Origin of the sequence: Phocaeicola sp. GP0067 (assembly GCF_031119655.1) — a bacterium.
GTDB classification, from domain to species: domain Bacteria; phylum Bacteroidota; class Bacteroidia; order Bacteroidales; family Bacteroidaceae; genus Phocaeicola; species Phocaeicola vulgatus.
In genome coordinates this window covers 19,982-41,285 of sequence record NZ_JAVHZY010000036.1, presented here as the reverse complement: position 1 = coordinate 41,285, position 21,304 = coordinate 19,982, and the positions used below count along the sequence as shown (strand labels likewise).

Below are 21,304 nucleotides of genomic sequence, written 5' to 3'. Positions count from 1 at the left end.
TGAAGTTCTTCATGTTCAGACTGGCTAGGCTATACGCTTAAAAGAAAGCTTGCCAACCCGGAAAATCCGCTGACCCGTTCTTCATTCTGAAGACAAAACTTCTCCTGAAACGGGTATTCGGAAAAGAGACGGAAATGCGTACCCTGCTCGGTACAATGAACGAAGAAATAGAAAAAATGAAAAAGGCAGTAAACATAGATTATGCGCCTGTAACTTTAGACAAGTCGGACAAGAAAGTAGGTTTATCATTTTTATAGACGATATGTTTGGAAAGGAATAAACCGCTGATAATTTCCATTATATCAATCAGATTTGTTTTGTCTGCCAAATAAAGAGGGGAAAAAGGTTGTTTGTTAAAGTGTGATTTGAATTGCTCCGGGTACTTGATACGCCATTCCACAAGGCGTATTTCATTGTTCAGTAGCCCAATCGCTTCATCAATGGGATACAAATAAGGCATTTTTTTCTTGCTCAAACCGTACATGATACGATTTAAGTCTATGTAATCCGAATGAAAAATAGCGTAATAAAACGCTATTATCCTGTTCGCTGATACTGAAATCAGCCAAATGAATAGCCAATTCCTCAATAGCTTCCATAAACTCTGATACCGAAAACTTTACGTTGTGAGCATTCCGATAATAATCGAAAGAAACTCAAATCTGATATTTTGTTCATACAATAGAAATACTAAATGTTTTTTTATTAAGCACATATATTTGTCATCCCATTAAATAGCATTCAAGTGAAGCTATTGAATAAAAAACATTCCCAGCATTGTGAGCTTCTAATTTTTGTGCATCTAAGCAAGAAGTTATCCATGAAGCAGATAAACATCGTATTCCAACTTCCCTACAAGACACAATATCTGAAACTGTATCACCTATATATATCATTTCATCCGGTTGTAATTTATAATCTGCGAGCAGTTCCCTAAAATTCTCTGCTTTATTATTTTTGAAAGGATTTCCAGTTTTTACTTTATCAAAACACGTGTCCATATTAAATTGACGTAATGTTATCGCACAGCTCTTTTCTCCTTTTCCTGTAACCAAAGCAATAAGAATAGATTTCTTTTTTAACTTCTCAATCAGTTCTGTTATACCGTCGAAAGGACGAGGGCACATTATATGCATTTGTTCGTATATCACGTAGAAGTCATCCAAAGCATTTTCCCAATTATAACCAACAAGTTTTTTTATCATCCCTTTTTCATTTAGTCCAAAAGTTTCTAAAATATCATTTTCGGATACATCATTAAGAGTAACATAGGGAGTTACTGCCTTTTTTAAGGCTTTGAGGCACATGGGAATTGTATCTCCGATTGTACCGTCTAAGTCAAAGGCTACTAATTTAATCATAACCTTACATTTGATTGATTTTCCGTATCACCCGGCAAGGATTTCCTACCGCCAAGCTATTTGCCGGAATATCTTTGGTTACAACACTTCCTGCACCAATCACACATTTTTGCCCTATTGTCACTCCCGGTAAAATAATTACTCCACCGCCAATCCAGCAGCCATCCTCTATCATGACAGGGAGGGCAAAAGTTCGACGGACATACTTACAGCCATCCGGGGTTTCTGTCAATACAAGTCGTTCATTAAACTCTACCGGGTGAGTTGCCGTATAGATTTGTACATTAGGTGCTACCAGCACATTGTTCCCTATGGTAATCTTATTGCAATCGACAAATGTACAACCAGTATTTACGGTGACATTATCACCGATATGTATATTGCATCCATAATCACATATAAACGAATGACCGACAGAAACATTTGCGCCTATACTTCCAAACATTTCCTTTAGTACGGCATATTTTTCAGTCTTTTGTTCATACGGCAAAGAATTATATTTCATCAACAAGTGATGAGCTTTACTTTTCAAATCCATAAAAAACGGGTCGTGGCAATCATACCATTCACCTGCCAAACATTTTTCCATTTCAGTTTTCATAAGCTATAATTTTAAATATATTGCAAAGTTATACCGATTTTTCGGCTAATTTTAGGTATTATTTTTCGTTATTTTGGTATTAATCCGTTTTTTAGGGCTATATTTATGGCATGAAAAGAGAAAACCTACATCAACCATTCGAAATTAGTTTTAGCGAGCTTGACGAATCCTTGCTAAAAGAGCATGAACATACCTTTTTTGAATTAGTATATATTCTTTCAGGAACAGGCATCCAATGGATTAACAACAATATGTTTCCTTATCATGACGGACATTTGTTTATGATTACTCCCGGAGATACGCATTCTTTCGAAATCCATACAACAACTAAGTTTGTCGACATCAAGTTTAACGACATATATATACATTCTTCTGTTTTCGGTGCTGAAAATATCCAAAGACTGGAGTTTATTCTTCAACATGCTAATCATCAACCCGGTTGTATACTAAGAAATAAAGTAGATAAGCTATTGGTGAAACCCATGATTGAAGCGATTATCAGGGAATATATTAACCGAAATTTATACAGCAAGGAGATTATAACACAAATAATTAATACGATTATTATTGTGGTAGCACGCAATATCGCAATGTTCTTGCCTGAACAGGTGGATGAATGCTCTGAGGACAAATCGCTTGACATATTGCAGTATATTCAAGCAAACATCTATAAAACAGGTAAAATCAGAGCAAAAGATATAAGCCAACATTTTGGCATTTCGGAGAATTATTTAGGACGATATATCAAAAAACATACTAATGAAACTATGCAGCAATACATTTTAAACTACAAACTAAAGTTAGTAGAAAATAGATTATTACATAGTCAAATGAGAATTTGTGAAATCGTTGAAGAATTGGGATTTACCGATGAAAGCCATCTTAATAAGTTTTTCAAAAAGTATAGAGGATGCAGCCCCTCTAATTTCAGAAAGAACAATTTGAAGTAAACCATATATATATCCTTGTTTTTAGAGTTATTAAAACAATAGAAATGACTATTTTTGCATTATATTTATAGATGTCTATGACAAATACAGAAACCATACAATCACTTATCGATAGCGGAGAAGGCTATAATGTAGAGTTTAAAGTTCGTGTACCTTTAAAAGTTCGTGAACTAACAGAGGAAATTTGCGCTTTCGCTAATGCTGACGGAGGATATTTGCTTATCGGCGTAGATGATAACGGACAGATTATTGGTACAGGTTTGGAAAATGACAAACGTTCAGCCATTCAAGGCTCTATCAGTGAAATATCTCCAGCTCTCCATTGTGATATGTATGCGGTAAATATCGAGGATAAGACAGTTTGGGTAATTGATGTTCCATCAGGGAAAGATAAACCTTATATATTTTCCGGTTCTATCTTTGTGCGTGAGGGAGCAAACTCACAGAAACTTCGTACTGTCGAAGAAATGCGCAGTTTCTTTCAGGAATGCAACAAAATATTTTTTGATGCTATCCCTTGTTCGTGGTTCAACATTTACACAGATGCAGATGAACAAGCGATAAAAGACTTTCGCACGGAAGCAAAGCTAAGTCCATCGACTGCCAACAAACAGATATTTGAGAATTTGGAACTGTTTACGGATAACGGAGTAGCCAAGAATGGAGCAGCCATGTTCTTTGGGAAACAACCTGAACGAAAGTTTCCACACGCAGTAACAAGATGTGTCCTTTTCAAAGGAACAACCAAAGTATATATCATTGATGATAAAACCTTTGGCGGTCCACTATACCAACAATATTTGCAGGCTATGGCATGGCTAGAAAGTAAACTGCAAGTAGCTTATAAAATTGAGGGAGCAGGACCAAGAGAAGAAATTTGGGAAATTCCTCTTACTGTGTTTAAAGAAGCCATTATTAACGCTCTCTCACATCGTGATTATTACGAACAGGGAGCAACCATTACAATAGAAATGTTTGATGACCGAGTAGAGGTTTCTAATCCCGGAGGGCTTTTGCCTATCGTAGCTAAAGATTTCGGACACAAGAGCATGACACGCAACCCATTAATCTTTGGATTGTTTACCCGTATGCATTTGGTTGAAAGGGTGGCATCCGGCATTCCCCGTATGCAAGAAGCTATGAAAGAAGCCAATCTTCCTGAGCCTGATTTTCATACGGACGGGATGTTTACGGTTATATTCAAAAGAGGTATCAGTATCAAGAATGATACTGTAAATGATACTGTAAATGATACTGTAAATAGCAAGGAGAAAGAAGTTTTAAAGATAATCCAGAAATATCCTGGACTCAATTCGTCCAAGATTGCAGAATTAATAAAGAAAAGTATTCCAACAGCAAAACGCCACTTAAATTCTTTAGTTAAATCAGGTTTAATTGAGTTTAGGGGGGCACAAAAAACGGGGGGGTATTATATTATAAATCAACAGTAAGCTACATTATCATAGCATTATTAATCAATATAACTGTTTGGCATATGAATACTGATGAAACAATCAATAAAGAGGAGTTGACTTTGCAAAACACTCCTAAAGCAGTAAATTATCTTATAAATGAAATTGCTGAAATGAGAGTTTTACTTGAACATATAGAGTCACAATTAGGTTTAGGGGTTGATAAGCACAGACCTATAAATATTGAAAAAGCATGTCAAATTCTAAATCAAACTAAAAATGGCATCAATAAAATGGTCAGAAACCGAACCATACCTCATTATATACAAGGAAACAAAGTTTATTTCTTTGAGGACGAATTAATTAAATGGGTTGAGAAGGAACGTGTTGCTACTCTACAAGAAAAATATACATCAAAGAGAAACTACTAATACTCAATCAGTATGGAACTGACACGCAAAGAATTATATGACTTAGTATGGTCTGAGCCAATGACAACCATATGTAAACGTTTTGGTCTTTCAGATAATGGTTTAAGAAAACGCTGTAAATCGATGAATATACCCACACCACCTTTGGGGTATTGGGCAAAACTGAAATATGGTAAGCAAGTCACACCTCTACCGTTCCAACAAGAGGAAACAAACGCAACTCAATCAACAACACTTCAAGAAGCCAAAGAACCTAAAGTAGAAATGGAGAAATCCGTAAATCCATACAAGCAACGTGAACTGGAAATTTGCAGTGGTGATATTTCATGCTTTAAGGTTCCAGAAGTCTTATATGCTAAAAATCCTCTAATAATCGACACAAAAGAAAAATTCAGACAGCGATCAGAAAATCAATATTTAAAGAAAAATCCCTATAAAAGTAAAATAAGAGAAACGTTAGACCTCTATGTTTCTGAGAATATGCTAGATAGAGCACTATCTATTTTTGATACAATTATAAAAGGCTTAATTTTTAGAGGACATAGTATTAAATGCAAAGACAATCAGACCTATGCCATTGTTGATGGTGAGGAAATTCAAATAAGATTAACTGAAAGAAAAAAGCAAAATCCTAATAGCAGTAATCGCTGTGATAACAATAATAATATCTTTTCTGGCGAATTACAGTTTTATATTTATCATAGTTCGAGCTTTCATAGCCCAACACTAGTTCATGATACGGCTTATACTAAAATCGAAGATAAAATAATTAGTATAGTAGCATACCTAGAGATTGAAGCAGATAATAGAAAGACAGAACGTATTGAAGCAGAAGAGAGAGAAAAGCGACGTAAAGAAGAAGAACGAAAAAGAGAAGAATTCGAAGAAGAGAAAAGAAAAGAGCTAGAAGACTTTAAAGACCTATTATACTCTGCTGAACGTTTTCGAAAAACTAATATTTTAAGAGAATATATTAATGCATTTGAGAACCATGCAATTGAAGATGGTGAAACTGATGATGAACTGCTAGCAAAGATACAATGGGCTAGAGAGAAAGCTGATTGGCTTGATCCTTTCATAGCTAAAAAGGACAATTATCTCAATTCTTATGATATGGATCGAATATTACAGGCTGCTGTTCCAGAACGAAGCTATCGCAATTCAGGGTACTCTTTTTGGACTAAACCTTATTGGAAGAAAAAACGATAACCGTATTCAAATTATGAAGAGCAAAATATTGCTTTCATATAATAATACTTATCTTTGCATTCAGAAATCGTACCCAAGATACAAACTTGTGTTGAACGGTGCAAAGCTGTGAAAACCTTATTCAAGGGACTTACATCGTAGCAAAGATACAACTTACTGAAAGATAGTGTCATAACAACCCGTTTTCGGTTGCTGGTAGCACCACCTTGAAGAAAAAAAGACAGTAAAATCCTGATTCCCGGAATCAGGATTTTTATTTTCTCACAAAACACAAAATACGGCAATATAGACTGGATGACGAGGTATACGAGCTTTCCGCTCGATTATAACTTTATCCACTTCTGACCTGCCTCCATATTTGATTAAGTCTTGGAGCAAAACTACTCCTTCCCGATATAAATCCCAATTTGATGCATATTAAAAAAACACTTTATACTTGAAGCATAAAGCTGGATGAATTCATCTTTATAGAGTTCCCGAACATCTTCGGGAGCATCATCAAGAGTATAAGCAAAAAGATTCTTACGCAAAGATTCCATATACCTGCCCACATCTTTTCCTGCGTATAGCTAGCAGGATTTAGTTTGAATATATTTTCTCCGCTAAATGCAAGAAAGCGGTTCTGAAGTTGTTTATCATTCACACATTCTTTATAAACTCGTCAAATCACCTCTAAGCTTCTACTACAACAAGTCTATTTTAGGCTGCAATATTCTCAAACTTATATAATATACATCTTAATCATCGACGAACGGCAAAAAGTTCAGCTTCAGTTTCCCAAGTACCATCCGGACGTTTTACCATACGTTGCCAACGGAATGAAGTCGTTGTAATTTCTGAAAACACCCACTGTATATTCTTCTCATTAATTTCCGTCTGAACAATCCTGTTTCCTTCTCTTTTTCCTTCCAGTTGTGTAGCCCCTCCTAATTCCGTATATAAAATATCCCATGCCTCTGTATTAGGATTATACATACGTACCGCAGTCGCATAAGCTGCATCCGGTTGATAATCTTTAATCCGTGCCTTACGCGAAGGGCAAATAAACACATCTTGAATTGCAGTCCCTTCCAGCACCCAAGCGAATATCCACTCTCCCTGAACATGTCTTTCGCCTGTTGTACCTTGGTTATCAACCCATTCAAAATCCCATTCACCGACAAACTGTCCATACAGGTTATCTTTTTCCGGTATCAAATTGCTTTTCCCTTTTGACACTAATACATTTATAAATTCTCCCATACTTTATTTACTGACTCTAGATTAGACAAATATAAGATTTATAATTAATAATCACTAATATTGAAGCAATTATCTGTATGCAATATCCATGTCGAAAGCAAACAGATGCATAGTATAAAATACGGGCTTCCCTACTCCCAAACAGATTTTTTATATTACACCCCAAAAACATTTCATTTACAAACTTATTGCAAAAAAAGTATTTGGCCATTAAATCTCAATTATTCAAGAAAGAAGTACCGATAAAAAGTCTTTTTTCCCTATATTTGCTAGGCTGAAAAAAATGTCATTAACTCAATTAATATGAAAAAACTATCGTTTATTATTGTATTTGTATTCCTGTCCATTCTTTTTGTACAGGCACAGCAAGCAAAGTATGTATTTTATTTCATCGGAGATGGAATGGGTGTTAACCAAGTTTTAGGAACAGAGATGTATCGTGGAGAGTTGGAAGGCAAAATTGGTGTGACTCCGTTATTATTCACCCAATTTCCTTATGCAACCATAGCCACTACTTTCTCGGCAACCAACGGAGTGACAGATTCGGCCGCTGCAGGAACAGCACTTGCTACGGGAAACAAAACAAAAAATGGCGCATTAGGTGTGAAAAAGGATCTGGAAACCAAAGTTAACAGTGTTGCTTCTTGGGCAAAAAATAAAGGTTGCCGTGTAGGTATCAGTACCAGTGTCAGCGTAGACCATGCCACACCGGCTGCTTTTTACGCACACCAAGGACAAAGAAGCAGCTATTACAACGTGGGTCTGGATTTGATTGATGCCAACTTCGATTTCTATGCAGGATCAGACTTTTTAGATCCCACCAACAAAAAAGCCGCCGGTTCAAATTCAGAAAGTCTGTACACACTGGTGGACAAAGCCGGATATACCATAGCCCGTGGCTACAAGGACTATCAGAAAAAAGCAAAAAAATCGGACAAACTGATTCTCTTACAACCTGCGACAGCAACAGACAATAGTGCTATCCCCTATGCTATCGATCGAAAAAAAGGCGATATGACTTTAACTGAAATCACCCGTGCCGGAATCAATTTCCTGTCTAAAGATCTATCAAAAGGGTTCTTCCTGATGGTTGAAGGAGGTAAAATAGACTGGGCTTGCCACAGCAACGACGCCGCTACCGTATTCCACGAAGTAATGGATATGGACAATGCCATAAAAGTTGCTTACGAATTCTATGAACAACATCCTGATGAAACCCTGATTGTAGTAACAGCCGACCACGAAACCGGAGGAATCGTTTTAGGAAAAGGTCCGTATACTTTGAACCTGCAAGCTTTAAAATCACAAAAAGTAAGTGAAAGCGGATATACTAAAATTGTAAACGAATTAAGAAAAAAATACAAGAATCAAGTACCTTGGGAAGTTATCAAGCAATCATTGAAGGATAATTTCGGATTTTGGGATAGTATTCAATTGAATGAAAAGCAAGAAGCATCCCTGAAGAAAGTATATGATGAATCATTTAGCGGTAAAGAGATAGATTTGACCAAAAGTGAATATCAACAAGACGAACCTTTGGCAGCTGAGGCCAAAAGAATTCTGGATGACATCGCTCTGGTAGGTTGGACCAGTGGTGGGCACTCTGGAGGTTATGTACCCGTATTCGCTATCGGAGCCGGCGCCCAACTATTCCAAGGTCGCATTGACAATACCGAAATTCCGGTAAAAATAGCAGAAGCTGCTGGTTATCCCAACAATTAATCAAAAGCAAGATAGTGCGACAAACGTTCCAAGTCTTTCTCAGTGAATTCCTCATACAAGGATAACTGGGAAAGACTTTTTAATTTTCCCTTTTTCCTCCTATATTCTATAATTACCTTTGCCTGATAAAAATTCATATAAGGATGAGAGCGAAGTTTGTCAAGCCCGGCCTTATTGGCATTTATCCGATGAATTGGTGCATTTCCGAGTTTAAACCATCTCAACATATCCTCATCTACATAGTTCACTTCCTTCAACTGAGCCATATCATAAAAACCTCCCAAACGTTTCCGGTAAGCCACAATCATGCGTGCAATGCCACTGCCTATTCCCGGAATCTTTTTCAACTCGGTAGTGTCCGCTTCATTCAAATCGACTAAAGTTCCTTCCGGATATTTATAAACCGCCAACGTATCTTTCTCCGCCTTTTTGATAAAGTGCAATGTATCCTGTTTCCGCCGAAAAGCCTCTGATATCTGGATATAAGGTTTTAACATATTAAATTTCTCGGACGACAAGCCATAAACACGAGAGAAATCATCCGCTGTCCTGAATTTACCGCCGGCTCTCCGGTATTGCAAAATAGTATGTGCAATAAAAGGAGGCAATCCACGTTGCAAAAATTCGATGGAATCGGCTGAATTTGGATCAAAAGCAGCCAATACCACCTCTCTTCTTTTAGGCTTATCATAGGAATATCGCAGAGATTCCTTCTCCTCCATCTCATGTACTCCGGCCAGAAAGTTTTTTATTTCTTCTATCCCCTCTTGATCCTGTTCCAAAGACTCTTCCTTTACTGGAAACAGAACCCATATACACATAAATATGAAAAGCAAAGTCAACAAAAAAAGTATAGCTCTGCGTTCGCTTTTCGAAAAATAGAAGAAGTCTTTCCACATTACAATTCTAAATTAGCCCTAATTCATTGATAAAAATCAAAATGATAGCCACAGGTGCCACGTATCTCAACAAGAAGATATACAGATTGAAAAGACCTGCTTTCAGTTTTCCCCCATTGGTCAATTCTTCATAAGAAACGGAACGTTTCAAATACCATCCTACAAAGATACATACCAGCAAGCCACCCAAAGGAAGCATTATTTTTGCAGTGACAAAATCAAGTAAGTCAAAGAATCCCTTATCAAACAGCGTATATTTCTGCATAACTCCCAATGACAAGGAAGAAATGACTCCAATTATAATGCACCCGAAAGTGACCAATCTAGCAGCACGGCCACGAGTTAAATTGAATTCCTCGTGCAGAAAAGCCGTCACCACTTCATGTAGAGAAATAGTAGAAGTCAATGCAGCCAAAGCCAACAAGACATAGAACATCACCGAGAAAATATAAGCTAATATCGGCACACCGCTAAAAGCTTGCTGAAAAACATTAGGCAATGTAATAAAAATTAATGATGGTCCCGCATCCGGCTGGATACCTACAGAAAAGGCCGCCGGAAAAATAATCAATCCGGCCAAGACAGCCACAAAAGTATCAATCACACCGACACTCAGAGCCGTATTTCCCAGTTTGGTTTCTTTCCCAAAATAAGAAGCATAGGTTGAAAGACATCCCATTCCCAAACTCAAGGAAAAGAACGCCTGCCCCATAGCCCCTAAGAAAACATCTCCGTTCACTTTACTGAAATCAGGCTTCAGCAGAAACTCCAAACCTTTTTCCGCATTGGGAAGCGACAATGAGCACCCCACCAAAACTACTATCAGTACAAACAAAACAGGCATCAGCACCTTCGAAGATTTCTCTATTCCATCTTTCACTCCCTTTACTATAACAAAATGGGTGGCCAATAAAAAGATGACCAGCCAGATAAGCGGACGAACAGGGTCCTTCGAAAAACTCTGGAAAGCAACCACAAAATCTTCCGGCTTCTTATCTGCAAAACCATTCATTCCCGCTTCCAATATATATTCCAAAGTCCATCCTGCCACTACCGAATAATATCCTAGAATAAGAAAACCGGCCAAAACCCCCAAATATCCCAACCACTTCCAATGAGTTCCGGGTGCCAAAACCTTATAAGCACGTCCCGTACTTGCTTTTGAATGACGACCTACTGTGAATTCGGCAATCATAATAGGCATTCCCAACATAAAAACACACGCCAAGTATACTAAGATAAATGCCGCACCTCCATGATTTCCCGTTTCATAGGGAAACCTCCATATATTACCAAGTCCTACAGCCGAACCTGCCGCCGCCAGAACAGCCCCAATCTTACTTCCGAAATTTACTCTTTCGCTTTTTTGCATAAAAAACTATCAAATTATTATAAATCAACACTGGTTAGCCTGCAAAAGTATAAAATTAATCGTACTTTTGCGACGAATCACAAAAAAATTAAAGTATGCTATATTATTTTAGAAAATATCCGGTATCCTTGATCATTGTAGCTATCATCTTTTATCTTTCCTTTTTCACTCCTCCTAAAACAGATGTGGAAGAAATCCCCTACATAGACAAAGTAGTGCATATATGCATGTATGGAGGACTCTGTTTCATTTTATGGATAGAATACCTGAGGAATCATAAGGCCATCAATTGGAATCATGTAATATGGGGAGGCATCATAGCTCCTGTAGCTATGAGCGGGTGTATCGAACTGATGCAAGCTTATTGCACAGATACCCGCAGCGGTGACTGGCTGGATTTTCTGGCAAACAGCATTGGAGTCGGACTAGCCGCCTTAATAGGATATTACTTACTTCGCCCCCTTATATGGCGTAAATCCTAAAAAGAAACGCCGACGATTCTTCGCGAACAGTCGGCGTGATGATAAAAGTCAAAGTTATATAATAAAGATAGAGAGTCAACTTAACGGAAATCTTTCAGATCATTCTGCAACCTCTGACGAGTGAAAAAGATACGGCTTTTCACTGTTCCCAACGGAAGTCCCAGTTTTTCGGCAATTTCCCTATATTTAAATCCTGATACATACATAGCAAACGGCACACGGTAATCTTTAGGCAACGCATTCACGATACGATGTATCTCTTTCAAATCATAAGCACCTTCTGTAGAATCGAATCCTGAGTCCTGTGGAAGATTCAAATGGAACAAGTTATCTGTCTGATCGACGAAAGTCTGATCACGCACTGTTTTACGATAATTATTTATAAATATATTACGCATGATGGTGTACATCCATCCTTTAAAATTCGTATCTGGAGTAAACTTCTCTTCGTTGTCCAAAGCTTTAAGTGAAGTTTCCTGCAACAAATCATTAGCCTCTTCTCTGTCAGCTGTCAATTTAAATGCAAAGCGAAATAATTCGGTTTGTATACTTAGTAAATGCTGTGTAAAGTCGACTGTCTTCATATTAATCTATTTTTAAATTGTTATTTTCTGTTTTTGCTTTCTGCTGCAATATTAACGACTTCTCGCAAAAGTCACGACAGAAAAACTAACAACAAAGGGGGTATAAACTATCAAATAACAGTTTTTACCCCCTAAATTAACAGTTAACAGGTGGTTTCGTTTTAACTTTTAATTAGCCGGTATCCCTCCACCGGTTCCAGCATTACCTCCTCCACTTTTCAAATCATCATTATTAATGCTTCGCGCAGCTTTTTTTACCTGAGCCTTCAACTCCCCAAAACGCCAACTGATATTAAATCCATAATAACGCATCGGAATTCTGGTAGCAGTAGAAGAGCAGAAAGTAGGAGTATTGATGTTATTCTTAAAAGTAATATATTTATTAAATAAATTGGACGAGTTAAGAGATATAGTCAGCCTCTTTTCCTTCAAGAAAGAACGACTGAGCCCTATCGCATAATAATAGAAAGAGGAACTTTTACCTTGCAAAGAGATATGCGGAGTACCACCCCCTCCGTTCAGACTCAGACGCAGATCCCAAGGCAGAGTCTGCTGGAAGCTTCCGAAGACATTTCCTTCCCAGCCATGATTCTTTAAATCAAGCCCTGAACTTCTATAATCCACATAAGCTCCCCGTCCATTGATATTAAAGCGGGTTTTAGGAGACATATTCCAGTTCAAGAACAAAGACAAATTAATATTCTTACTTTTTCCTATATTATCATAGGTAGAATTCATCACACCATCTTTTATAAAAGAGTATTGCTCTATACCATTATTGACAAAAGAATAATTAGCACTGACATTTACATTAAATTTCTGCGAGAAACTACCGAAAGTAACACTAAGCGAATGGGCCTTTTCACTTTCCAAATCAGGATTACCGTAACTGATCGCAGTAGGGTTGCTGGTATCAGTAAACGGATTCAAAAACCAAATACCCGGCCGGCTGATACGCATATTATAAGATGCCCTCAAACTTTGAGTAGGAGCCAATTGGTAAGAGAACATCAAGGATGGAACCAAATCATCAAACTGAGCATCAAACTTCTCATCCTTATTTTTATAATCCGCATCCATAAATGTATGCTCATAGCGAATTCCCGCCTTTCCACCGAGTTTTTTGTACTTCAGCTGATAGCCCAAATAAGCAGCCAGAATATCCTGCTTATGATCATATTGCGTACTCATATCCTGATCATACTTATATTCTCCGGTTTTATCGGCCAGATAATATTTACCATCACTTTTACTTCTACGAAAAATATACTTTATACCAGTTTCAATGCTGTGTATCGAATTTATCGGATTGGTATAGTCCAATTGAGCCGTATGCTCTTGTGTGCTGGCATCATTTTTAAAATATTGGTTTTGCAAAAGATAAGGAACATTCAACGTATCCTCATAATCCGTATTCGCTTCACTGTTATTGGGGGAATGGCTAAAACGATAAGAGAAAGTAAGAAGTTCCCCTTTCTTTTTAAACGAATGCTGATAATCCATGTTGCCTCCCACTTCGCCAAAGCCCGATTCATTATTCCCCAAAGAACCGTAACCGTAAACCGGATTACCGGCATGATTCGTCATCTGGGTATTTCCAATCCTCTTATTCGTAAAATTGCCAGTCATCAGATTCATAGAAAAACTAATCAGATTCAAAGTGTCAATCTCATAACTTCCTTCCAGACTGCCAAATTGAAAATTGCCATAGCTCTTGCTTCTTCGATGCGACTCCAAAAATTTATTTTCCTGAGACGTGAAATCCTCACGATATGAATCTTCAAATCCCTTTTGAGATCCCTGGTAGTTATAAGAATAATTACCGGTAACAGTGAACTTGCCCGACTGAACCGTACCATAACCGCCACCATACACACGCATATTGCTTGCACCACCATTCAATGTCACCGTATATCCTTCCATTCCAGCTCCTATAGTGATAATATTCAAGATGCCCGCCACCCCTTCCGCGTCATATTTAGCCCCAGGCTCGGTGATAACCTCTATAGATTTAATGGAATTGGCCGGCATACTCCGCAATACCTCGGTAGGATTATTGCTCATCATGTTATTCGGCTTGCCATTAACATGCACTTTAAACTTACTGCTACCGTTTACTTGAATTTTATCCTCTCCATCTACAGTCACCAGCGGAACTTTACGGAGCATTTCAAGAGTCGTATTGGTTTTAGAATCCGGATCATCCTCTATACTATACGTCACTTTGTCTATTTCCGCCTTTACCAAAGGTTTCTGCGCTACCACCTCCACTCCTTTCAACATTTCAGTCGCTTCTGCTATCAGAATCTTACCCAAATCAACATTCCTACGATTTGCCGATATCGAGAACTCCTTCTGTACAGGAGACTTTCCTACAGAAGTAAAATGAATGAGATAAGTCCCCGGCACGGCAAGCCGTTCGTCAAACCTGCCGTCCGCTCCTGTCACAGCCAGTTTCACCGGCTTTGCAGGATTGTTCTTCAATGAAATACGGATTGTAGAATACGGTTCCCCTTCATTAGACAAAGAATCTAATAAGACTCCCTTGACTGAGAACTGGCCTTGGACAGCCTTTTGCGCCTTCGCCGTAAATGACAAACTTGCCACAAGCAAGATAATGCCCCATAAAATGTTGTGTTTCATATATCAATAATGAGTTTATGTTTGTTGCAAAGGTAGGTAAACGATAGCAAGTAGTTTATTTTCAGACGTTAAAGAAGCCTATATATTATCTACCAGCGAGTATAAGGATTCTTCATTAAAAAAGAATTATAATAACGAATATCTCCCGTTACCTCTTTTTCGATGAAATGGGGCTTTTTGAACAATTCGTCCTCACTATTCAATTCCACTTCCGCTACAGTCAAGCCTTCATTCTCACCATAAAACTCATCCACTTCAAAGATATGCTCTCCACTTTTCACCAAATACCGGATTTTATCAATCACCCCAGGCTCACACAGTTTCATCAACTCTTCGGCCTCTTGCAAACTGATCTCCTTCTCCCACTCATAACGACTTGTACCGGAGTCATTGGAAGCCCCTTTGATAGTAAGATACCCTTTATTATCCCGAATACGCACCCGGACAGTTCTTCCACGAGCACTACAGATATAACCTTGCACAATATGACTATGTGCATAAGCCTCTAGTTTATAACTGTCGTCCTTTACTAAAAATTTTCGTTCTATTTCTTGTCCCATAGCGTTTTAATATATAAAAAAGCCCCGCAGAGAATAACCTCAGCAGGACTTCACTATTTATTTTCCGTTTTTATCCATACATGGCATAGCCTACCATAATAACAAGGGCTAATACAATTAATCCGATGAACAGACCTTTTACAATCCTATTTGCTTTCTCTTCTTCCCGCTTACTATAAGCAGCTTTCTTATTCTTTCCCATAAGTATTTCATTTTTAAGATTAAACCATCTCTTTTGAATATCCCAAAAGTACAAAGTTTCTAGAAGAAAACAAATAAATTACGAAGAATTTACTAATTCTCCGAACCGGAAAACTCCATCAAGTATGCCTTGATAAAGCCATCAATCTTTCCATCCATCACTCCGTTCACATCCGAAGTTTGAAAATTAGTACGATGATCCTTCACACGACGGTCATCAAAGACATAACTGCGTATCTGTGATCCCCATTCAATCTTCTTCTTGCCTGCCTCCACCTTGGCCTGTTCTTCCATGCGGTGCTGCAATTCCTTATCATATAAAATTGAACGCAACTGTCTCATCGCATTTTCCTTATTCTTCGGCTGGTCACGGGTTTCAGTATTCTCAATCAAGATTTCCTCTTCCTCACCGGTATACGGATCTTTATATTGATAACGCAGACGTACTCCTGATTCCACCTTGTTCACATTCTGTCCGCCGGCCCCTCCCGAACGGAAAGTATCCCAAGACATACGGGCAGGTTCAATTGTCACTTCAATACTATCATCCACCAACGGCGTTACAAACACAGAAGCAAAAGAAGTCATCCGTTTCCCCTGAGCATTATAAGGAGACACGCGCACCAAGCGGTGGACTCCATTCTCACCTTTCAGATAACCATATGCAAAACTGCCCTCAATATTCATAGTCACCGTCTTGATTCCGGCCTCATCCCCATCCTGAAGGTTAGCCACGCTCACTTTATAGCCATTGGTCTCCGCCCAACGCATATACATACGCATCAGCATGGAAGCCCAATCCTGACTTTCAGTACCACCGGCACCGCAATTAATTTTCAATACACAATCCATTTGGTCGGCCTCCTGGCGAAGCATATTCTTCAGTTCCAATGCCTCCACCGCAGTGACAGCCTTTTGATACGCTGCATCCACTTCTTCTTCGGTAACCAAATCATCTTTACAAAAGTCAAAAGCCAATTCCAGTTCATCTGCCATCGTCTTTACCTCACGGTAACCGTCGATCCATTTTTGCAGATCTTTCACCTTCCTCATTTGTGCTTCTGCTTTCTTGGCATCATCCCAAAAACCGGGCGCCTGCGTACGCAGTTGTTCTTCTTCCACCTGAACCAGTTTATTTTCTATGTCCAGATATCTTTCAAGTGCCGCAGTACGTTCTTTTACGTCTTTCAGTTGCTCTATTGTTATCATCTTGAGAATTTTTGCATTTTAGGGTGCAAAGATAGTGGAAATCTATTCATTTTCCCATTATTCTTCGTACATCTTTTCTATTTCGGCAGCATAGTTCTTGTTCAGCACATTACGTTTTATTTTCAACGTATTGGTCAGTTCACCACGTTCCATACTGAAAGGATGGGGCAACAAGGTAAACCTCTTGATCTGTTCATAATGTGCAAACTGCTGCTGCAGTGTATCAATCCGCTCTTTAAACAAATCGATAATTTCCGGTTTCTGCAACAGTTCCTCCATACTTTCATAGCGAATACCTTTTTTTGCGGCATACTCTTTCACCAGTTTATATTCAGGAATTATCAAAGCAGAAACAAATTTACGTTCATCGGCAATAATAGAAATCTGATCGATATAACGGTCTACCACCAATTTGGCTTCAATGGCTTGAGGAGCGATATACTTCCCGTTTGAAGTTTTAAACAAGTCCTTGATACGCTCTGTAAGGAACAAATGCCCATCTTTTATATAACCCGCATCACCGGTATGGAACCATCCGTCTTCAGTAAACGCTGCTTTCGTAGCAGCTTCCTTTTTATAATAGCCATGAGTGATTCCCTCACCACGTAGCATTATTTCGTTATTCTCCCCTATTCTGACCTGCACATGAGGCATGATACGCCCCACCGAACCAACCACATGGTCATTATCATTCTCACAAGCAACCGTTGCAGTAGATTCCGTCAATCCATAACCGGCTACCATATTAATTCCCACCGACAAAACAAACTCCTGTACAGCCGGCGGAATAGCCGCACCGGCAGTAGGGAAGAAACGCCCGTTTTCAATGCCAATAGTCTTTTTCAACAAGCTATAGATCGTTTTCTCATAAAATTTATATTTCATGTGCAATACAGGCGGAGGAGTCAGCCCTTTGTACACATATTCCAAATTATGTTCACGTCCCACTTTAATAGCATCCAGCATCAACTTCTTTTTCAATCCGGTTGTCTCATTGATTTTTTCTTGCACGCCGGCATACACTTTCTCCCAGAAACGGGGAACACTGCACATAGCCGTAGGACGGATCTCCTTTATTGTCTTCTGGATATCAGCAGGACGCAAGTTGATAGACAAAGTACACCCCATCGAAAGACACCAGCAAGTCCATGCACGCTCAAACACATGAGTAAAAGGAAGGAAATTCATAATCACATCCTGATCACCCAATTGAGGGAAACGTTCATCGTGTGCCGGAATGGCCGCCTCATAGCAAGAATGATGCAACATCACCCCCTTGCTGTCTCCGGTTGTTCCACTGGTATAAAGAATATTGGCAAGATCACCATTACCCGACTCTGAAGTACGCTTGTCTACCTCAGCTTGATGCGGATGCGCCTCGCCCAATTTCAGAAAGTCATCAAAATAAATGGAAGTCTGGTCCCGCTCATCACGTTTTACATCCTTGTCGAAAATTATAATCTGTTTCAGTTGGCTTCCCAGTTGCATAACCCGGAACGCCACATCATATTGCAACTGTTCACCTACAAAGATATAACGTATTTCGGCATCACCTACCATATAATGTACCTGCGCCTCGGAACTGGTAGCATAAAATGGTACAGTAACAGCCCGTACCCCAAAAGCTCCAAAGTCCACATACAGACATTCCGGTTTATTTTGAGAAAAAACTGCTATATTTTCCTGTATGCCTATACCTAATTCTATCAATGCATTCGAAACTGTTTTTACAGTTGCGGCAAACTGGTTCCAAGAAACCGGAATCCATGTTTCTGTTTTATAATCGCGGTAACGCAACGCTACACGATCACCATATTTCCCTGCCTGACGTTGTATCAGGACAGATAAGAAAGAACTACTCATTCCAAAGATTTATTTTTAATTCATCGGCAAAGTTATCGTTTAATTTGGAATTATCCTCTATAAACAGGCATTAATTTTCCCAACCAGTCAAAGAGTTAGAAGAAATCAGCCGAAAGTTTTAGTTGCATATCTAACTTAATTACCTACTTTTTTCATCACCGTTTACCACGCAAAAATAGTATCTTTGCAACACATTAAATTATTAAAATCAAGATGATTGATATAGAATATTACACTTCCGAAGCAACCACATTGCTGAATTCGTTAATCGGTATCCCCTCATTGAGCCGGGAAGAAGAAGCTGCCGCCGACTTTCTGCAGAACTATATTGAAGAAACAGGTATCATGACCGGTCGTTCGGGCAACAACATTTGGTGTATCAGTCCGATGTTCGACCTCAACAAACCGACTATTTTACTAAATTCCCACATCGATACCGTAAAACCGGTAAACGGATGGCGGAAACATCCTTTCACTCCGAAAGCCGAAAACGGAAAGATTTACGGTTTGGGAAGTAATGACGCCGGCGCCAGTGTAGTATCCTTATTTCAGGTGTACCGCCATCTCTCTACAACCGAGCAGGCATACAATCTGATCTTTCTTGCCTCATGTGAAGAAGAAGTTTCCGGAAAAAACGGAATAGAAAGCGTATTGCCCCAACTACCTCCCATCACCTTGGGCATAGTGGGTGAACCGACAGAAATGCAGCCTGCCATTGCCGAAAAGGGATTGATGGTGCTGGATGTTACCGCATACGGAAAAGCCGGACATGCCGCACGCAATGAAGGAGTGAATGCTATTTACAAAGTACTGGAAGACATTCAGTGGTTCCGTGATTATAAATTCCCGAAGGAATCCTCCCTGCTAGGCCCCGTCAAAATGAGCGTGACACAAATAAATGCCGGCACGCAGCATAATGTCATCCCCGATACTTGTACTTTCGTTGTGGATATCCGCAGTAATGAATGTTACTCTAACGAAGAACTATTCAAAGAAATAAGCGCCCGTCTAAAAAGCGAGGCGAAAGCCCGTTCTTTCCGCTTGAACTCATCTCATATCAGTGCCGAGCATCCCTTTGTGAAACGCGCGGTAAAACTAGGACGTGTACCTTTCGGCTCTCCTACTTTGTCCGATCAGGCGTTGATGAAGTTCCCGTCTGTCAAAATCGGTCCGGGAAAGTCCTCCCGTTCACATACGGCTGATGAATATATCATGGTTTCGGAAATTGAGGAAGCAATAAGGCTTTATATCGAGATGCTGGACGGACTGGTGCTGTAAACGACTTACAAAGACGCTATTTCCCCTATAGACAGACCGGTAACCTGTGCAATTACATCAAATGCAATACCGGCCTGTTTCATTTTTTTTGCATTCTTGAAGCATTCTTCCTTACGACCTTGCTCAAGACCTTCTTCAACTGGGTGGACATCACACTGTACCAATCACGGAAATTCTTCAAACTTTCCCAATACTCGCCTAATTCCTTAGGATTGAACTTAGCTATCTCGGCAGCCTCGAAAAGTTCCTTGTTCATTGCCGTGCCGAAAAGCAACTTGAAGCCGAAATCGGCATAAGGGTTGATGTATTTATCCTGTATGCCTTCTGTTCCCATATCTATCCGAGGTTTAATAAGTTATGATACAGGACAAAAGTAATCAATATACTGCAATTCCCCGTCTTAAAAGAAAGATTTAACTATCTATCATTCATAGTATTTTCTAGATAAGGTTTAATAATTCCTCATTATTCCATCTTTCAGCATATTCACTGCTTAAGTCTGCCGTGATACATTCGTGCTTATTTTCCCCTTTTTGTAAACCGATAACTCTGATGTCAGGAACAGTTTTAGCATACTTTCTTATTGTGAGTTCCAATAAAATTCCTAAGCTTATCGATTTCATATCAGGCGGATAAAACGGTTCCGCACTTTGAGCGTCATTTAAACAGGAAAAAATAACATCTATTGCCTGTTCCCACGTAATAAAAAACCGGGTAGCTTCAGGATCTGTCAATATAAGCTCCTTCCTATTTTCTAATGCATACTTCCATTTTACCAAAACAGACCCTGTAGAATGCAATACATTTCCATAACGAACTATCCTATAAGCGCAATTCGATCCGTTTATTTGCTCAAAATCCCCAAAAAGATTCTCCATAAGCAATTTAGTAGCCCCATACGTTCCTGAAACTTGAACAGCTTTATCAGTGCTTGTTGCCAGAATAAATTTTATGTTCTGTTCCTCAACAGTTATTTTAAGAAGATTCAACGTACCAAGAATATTAGTCTGAACAGCTTTCAGAGGATGTTCTTTTGCCAAAATGACATCTTTAAACGCAGCCAAATGAAATATCCCATCACAACCATTCAATGCCTTTTTCAATAAAAGATAATCTTCAACGGGGCATGGAAAGATTTGAACGCTTTTAAATTTCTCCCTCAGAGCAATCAGTTTTCCTTCATTCCTGGCTATCGCATGAATAGTATGTCCTTGGGTAATCAACCGTTCTATCAATTTCTCAGCCAAATAACCGGTAGCCCCCGTTACTGCAATGGTTCCCATAC

20 protein-coding genes and 2 pseudogenes are annotated in these 21,304 nt (G+C 38.9%); 7 read left to right on the top strand and 15 right to left on the bottom strand.

Translation table 11 applies throughout. The features are described 5' to 3' along the window. Positions 1-214: 214 nt before the first annotated feature. The 4 genes and pseudogenes from RE317_RS19045 to RE317_RS19030 form a co-directional block, all read right to left on the bottom strand. Positions 215-484 (bottom strand): annotated as a pseudogene (locus tag RE317_RS19045) (hypothetical protein); the annotation flags it as partial. Then, positions 438-678, bottom strand: a pseudogene (locus RE317_RS19040) (hypothetical protein). The pseudogenes RE317_RS19045 and RE317_RS19040, both read right to left, overlap by 47 nt. 44 nt (positions 679-722) lie before the next feature. Then, positions 723-1,361, bottom strand: a complete 639-nt coding sequence (locus tag RE317_RS19035; protein ID WP_005845042.1) for an HAD family hydrolase — start codon at positions 1,359-1,361, stop codon at positions 723-725. Positions 1,362-1,365: 4 nt separating this feature from the next. Beyond that, on the bottom strand, positions 1,366-1,962 hold the full coding sequence (locus tag RE317_RS19030) for a sugar O-acetyltransferase (RefSeq protein WP_005845040.1): 597 nt from the start codon (positions 1,960-1,962) through the stop codon (positions 1,366-1,368). Positions 1,963-2,072: 110 nt separating this feature from the next. Here RE317_RS19030 and RE317_RS19025 point away from each other — a divergent pair, with 110 nt between their 5' ends. The 4 genes from RE317_RS19025 (at position 2,073) to RE317_RS19010 (ending at position 5,964) form a co-directional block, all read left to right on the top strand. Further along, positions 2,073-2,912 carry an AraC family transcriptional regulator gene (locus RE317_RS19025; protein ID WP_008656803.1) on the top strand — a complete coding sequence of 280 codons (840 nt, stop codon included), beginning with the start codon at positions 2,073-2,075 and terminating at the stop codon, positions 2,910-2,912. Between the two features lie 77 nt (positions 2,913-2,989). Continuing rightward, positions 2,990-4,363 (top strand): helix-turn-helix domain-containing protein, encoded by a 1,374-nt coding sequence (locus RE317_RS19020; protein WP_008668311.1) that lies wholly within the window; start codon positions 2,990-2,992, stop codon positions 4,361-4,363. 44 nt (positions 4,364-4,407) lie between these two features. Further along, positions 4,408-4,755 carry a helix-turn-helix domain-containing protein gene (locus RE317_RS19015; RefSeq protein ID WP_008668313.1) on the top strand — a complete coding sequence of 116 codons (348 nt, stop codon included), beginning with the start codon at positions 4,408-4,410 and terminating at the stop codon, positions 4,753-4,755. Between the two features lie 12 nt (positions 4,756-4,767). Continuing rightward, entirely contained in the window at positions 4,768-5,964 is a 1,197-nt protein-coding gene (locus tag RE317_RS19010) for a hypothetical protein (protein WP_005845033.1), read from the top strand. A gap of 741 nt (positions 5,965-6,705) precedes the next feature. On the opposite strand, the gene RE317_RS19005 is transcribed toward RE317_RS19010, so the two are convergent. After that, a complete protein-coding gene (locus RE317_RS19005; RefSeq protein ID WP_005845508.1) occupies positions 6,706-7,206 on the bottom strand; it encodes a hypothetical protein in 501 nt (166 codons plus the stop codon). Between the two features lie 303 nt (positions 7,207-7,509). Between RE317_RS19005 and RE317_RS19000 the strand changes: the two genes are divergently transcribed. Beyond that, positions 7,510-8,928: an alkaline phosphatase gene (locus RE317_RS19000; protein WP_005845506.1), complete on the top strand. Its 1,419-nt coding sequence runs from the start codon at positions 7,510-7,512 to the stop codon at positions 8,926-8,928. On the opposite strand, the gene RE317_RS18995 is transcribed toward RE317_RS19000, so the two are convergent. After that, on the bottom strand, positions 8,925-9,827 hold the full coding sequence (locus RE317_RS18995; protein WP_005849503.1) for a helix-hairpin-helix domain-containing protein: 903 nt from the start codon (positions 9,825-9,827) through the stop codon (positions 8,925-8,927). The two genes, RE317_RS19000 and RE317_RS18995, sit on opposite strands and share 4 nt — an antisense overlap. Positions 9,828-9,834: 7 nt before the next feature. After that, complete coding sequence (locus RE317_RS18990) at positions 9,835-11,199, bottom strand: sodium-dependent transporter (protein WP_008668319.1); 1,365 nt, start codon at positions 11,197-11,199, stop codon at positions 9,835-9,837. A gap of 95 nt (positions 11,200-11,294) precedes the next feature. Here RE317_RS18990 and RE317_RS18985 point away from each other — a divergent pair, with 95 nt between their 5' ends. Further along, complete coding sequence (locus RE317_RS18985) at positions 11,295-11,681, top strand: VanZ family protein (RefSeq protein WP_005849507.1); 387 nt, start codon at positions 11,295-11,297, stop codon at positions 11,679-11,681. An 80-nt stretch (positions 11,682-11,761) separates the two neighbouring features. On the opposite strand, the gene RE317_RS18980 is transcribed toward RE317_RS18985, so the two are convergent. The 6 genes from RE317_RS18980 to RE317_RS18955 all read right to left on the bottom strand — a co-directional run bounded on the left by RE317_RS18980 (position 11,762) and on the right by RE317_RS18955 (position 18,741). Continuing rightward, entirely contained in the window at positions 11,762-12,265 is a 504-nt protein-coding gene (locus tag RE317_RS18980) for an RNA polymerase sigma factor (RefSeq protein ID WP_005845496.1), read from the bottom strand. Between the two features lie 168 nt (positions 12,266-12,433). Next, positions 12,434-14,908, bottom strand: coding sequence for a TonB-dependent receptor (locus RE317_RS18975; RefSeq protein WP_008668321.1), 2,475 nt, complete (start codon positions 14,906-14,908; stop codon positions 12,434-12,436). 89 nt (positions 14,909-14,997) lie between these two features. After that, positions 14,998-15,468, bottom strand: coding sequence for a CYTH domain-containing protein (locus RE317_RS18970; RefSeq protein ID WP_005845492.1), 471 nt, complete (start codon positions 15,466-15,468; stop codon positions 14,998-15,000). Between the two features lie 70 nt (positions 15,469-15,538). Continuing rightward, positions 15,539-15,670 carry a hypothetical protein gene (locus RE317_RS18965; protein ID WP_005845490.1) on the bottom strand — a complete coding sequence of 44 codons (132 nt, stop codon included), beginning with the start codon at positions 15,668-15,670 and terminating at the stop codon, positions 15,539-15,541. A 92-nt stretch (positions 15,671-15,762) separates the two neighbouring features. Further along, a complete protein-coding gene (gene prfB, locus RE317_RS18960) occupies positions 15,763-16,878 on the bottom strand; it encodes a peptide chain release factor 2 (protein ID WP_005845487.1) in 1,116 nt (371 codons plus the stop codon). A 57-nt stretch (positions 16,879-16,935) separates the two neighbouring features. After that, positions 16,936-18,741, bottom strand: coding sequence for a long-chain fatty acid--CoA ligase (locus RE317_RS18955; protein WP_008668322.1), 1,806 nt, complete (start codon positions 18,739-18,741; stop codon positions 16,936-16,938). A gap of 213 nt (positions 18,742-18,954) precedes the next feature. Between RE317_RS18955 and RE317_RS18950 the strand changes: the two genes are divergently transcribed. After that, complete coding sequence (locus RE317_RS18950) at positions 18,955-20,019, top strand: M20 family metallo-hydrolase (RefSeq protein ID WP_005849513.1); 1,065 nt, start codon at positions 18,955-18,957, stop codon at positions 20,017-20,019. A 79-nt stretch (positions 20,020-20,098) separates the two neighbouring features. Here the strand turns inward: RE317_RS18950 and RE317_RS18945 are convergent, their stop codons facing one another. Both RE317_RS18945 and RE317_RS18940 read right to left on the bottom strand, forming a co-directional pair. After that, positions 20,099-20,353, bottom strand: coding sequence for a hypothetical protein (locus tag RE317_RS18945; protein WP_008668323.1), 255 nt, complete (start codon positions 20,351-20,353; stop codon positions 20,099-20,101). A gap of 106 nt (positions 20,354-20,459) precedes the next feature. Continuing rightward, complete coding sequence (locus RE317_RS18940) at positions 20,460-21,302, bottom strand: polysaccharide biosynthesis protein (RefSeq protein ID WP_005845478.1); 843 nt, start codon at positions 21,300-21,302, stop codon at positions 20,460-20,462. Positions 21,303-21,304 lie beyond the last annotated feature (2 nt).

Coding starts and splice junctions, on each gene's coding strand:
- RE317_RS19020 (WP_008668311.1), top strand. CDS start 2,990: ATGACAAATACAGAAACCATACAATCACTTATCGATAGCGGAGAAGGC.
- RE317_RS19010 (WP_005845033.1), top strand. CDS start 4,768: ATGGAACTGACACGCAAAGAATTATATGACTTAGTATGGTCTGAGCCA.
- RE317_RS19025 (WP_008656803.1), top strand. CDS start 2,073: ATGAAAAGAGAAAACCTACATCAACCATTCGAAATTAGTTTTAGCGAG.
- RE317_RS18965 (WP_005845490.1), bottom strand. CDS start 15,670: ATGGGAAAGAATAAGAAAGCTGCTTATAGTAAGCGGGAAGAAGAGAAA.
- RE317_RS19000 (WP_005845506.1), top strand. CDS start 7,510: ATGAAAAAACTATCGTTTATTATTGTATTTGTATTCCTGTCCATTCTT.
- RE317_RS18990 (WP_008668319.1), bottom strand. CDS start 11,199: ATGCAAAAAAGCGAAAGAGTAAATTTCGGAAGTAAGATTGGGGCTGTT.
- RE317_RS18955 (WP_008668322.1), bottom strand. CDS start 18,741: ATGAGTAGTTCTTTCTTATCTGTCCTGATACAACGTCAGGCAGGGAAA.
- RE317_RS18975 (WP_008668321.1), bottom strand. CDS start 14,908: ATGAAACACAACATTTTATGGGGCATTATCTTGCTTGTGGCAAGTTTG.
- RE317_RS18995 (WP_005849503.1), bottom strand. CDS start 9,827: ATGTGGAAAGACTTCTTCTATTTTTCGAAAAGCGAACGCAGAGCTATA.
- RE317_RS18980 (WP_005845496.1), bottom strand. CDS start 12,265: ATGAAGACAGTCGACTTTACACAGCATTTACTAAGTATACAAACCGAA.
- prfB (WP_005845487.1), bottom strand. CDS start 16,878: ATGATAACAATAGAGCAACTGAAAGACGTAAAAGAACGTACTGCGGCA.
- RE317_RS19030 (WP_005845040.1), bottom strand. CDS start 1,962: ATGAAAACTGAAATGGAAAAATGTTTGGCAGGTGAATGGTATGATTGC.
- RE317_RS18985 (WP_005849507.1), top strand. CDS start 11,295: ATGCTATATTATTTTAGAAAATATCCGGTATCCTTGATCATTGTAGCT.
- RE317_RS18945 (WP_008668323.1), bottom strand. CDS start 20,353: ATGGGAACAGAAGGCATACAGGATAAATACATCAACCCTTATGCCGAT.
- RE317_RS18970 (WP_005845492.1), bottom strand. CDS start 15,468: ATGGGACAAGAAATAGAACGAAAATTTTTAGTAAAGGACGACAGTTAT.
- RE317_RS18950 (WP_005849513.1), top strand. CDS start 18,955: ATGATTGATATAGAATATTACACTTCCGAAGCAACCACATTGCTGAAT.
- RE317_RS19035 (WP_005845042.1), bottom strand. CDS start 1,361: ATGATTAAATTAGTAGCCTTTGACTTAGACGGTACAATCGGAGATACA.
- RE317_RS18940 (WP_005845478.1), bottom strand. CDS start 21,302: ATGGGAACCATTGCAGTAACGGGGGCTACCGGTTATTTGGCTGAGAAA.
- RE317_RS19015 (WP_008668313.1), top strand. CDS start 4,408: ATGAATACTGATGAAACAATCAATAAAGAGGAGTTGACTTTGCAAAAC.
- RE317_RS19005 (WP_005845508.1), bottom strand. CDS start 7,206: ATGGGAGAATTTATAAATGTATTAGTGTCAAAAGGGAAAAGCAATTTG.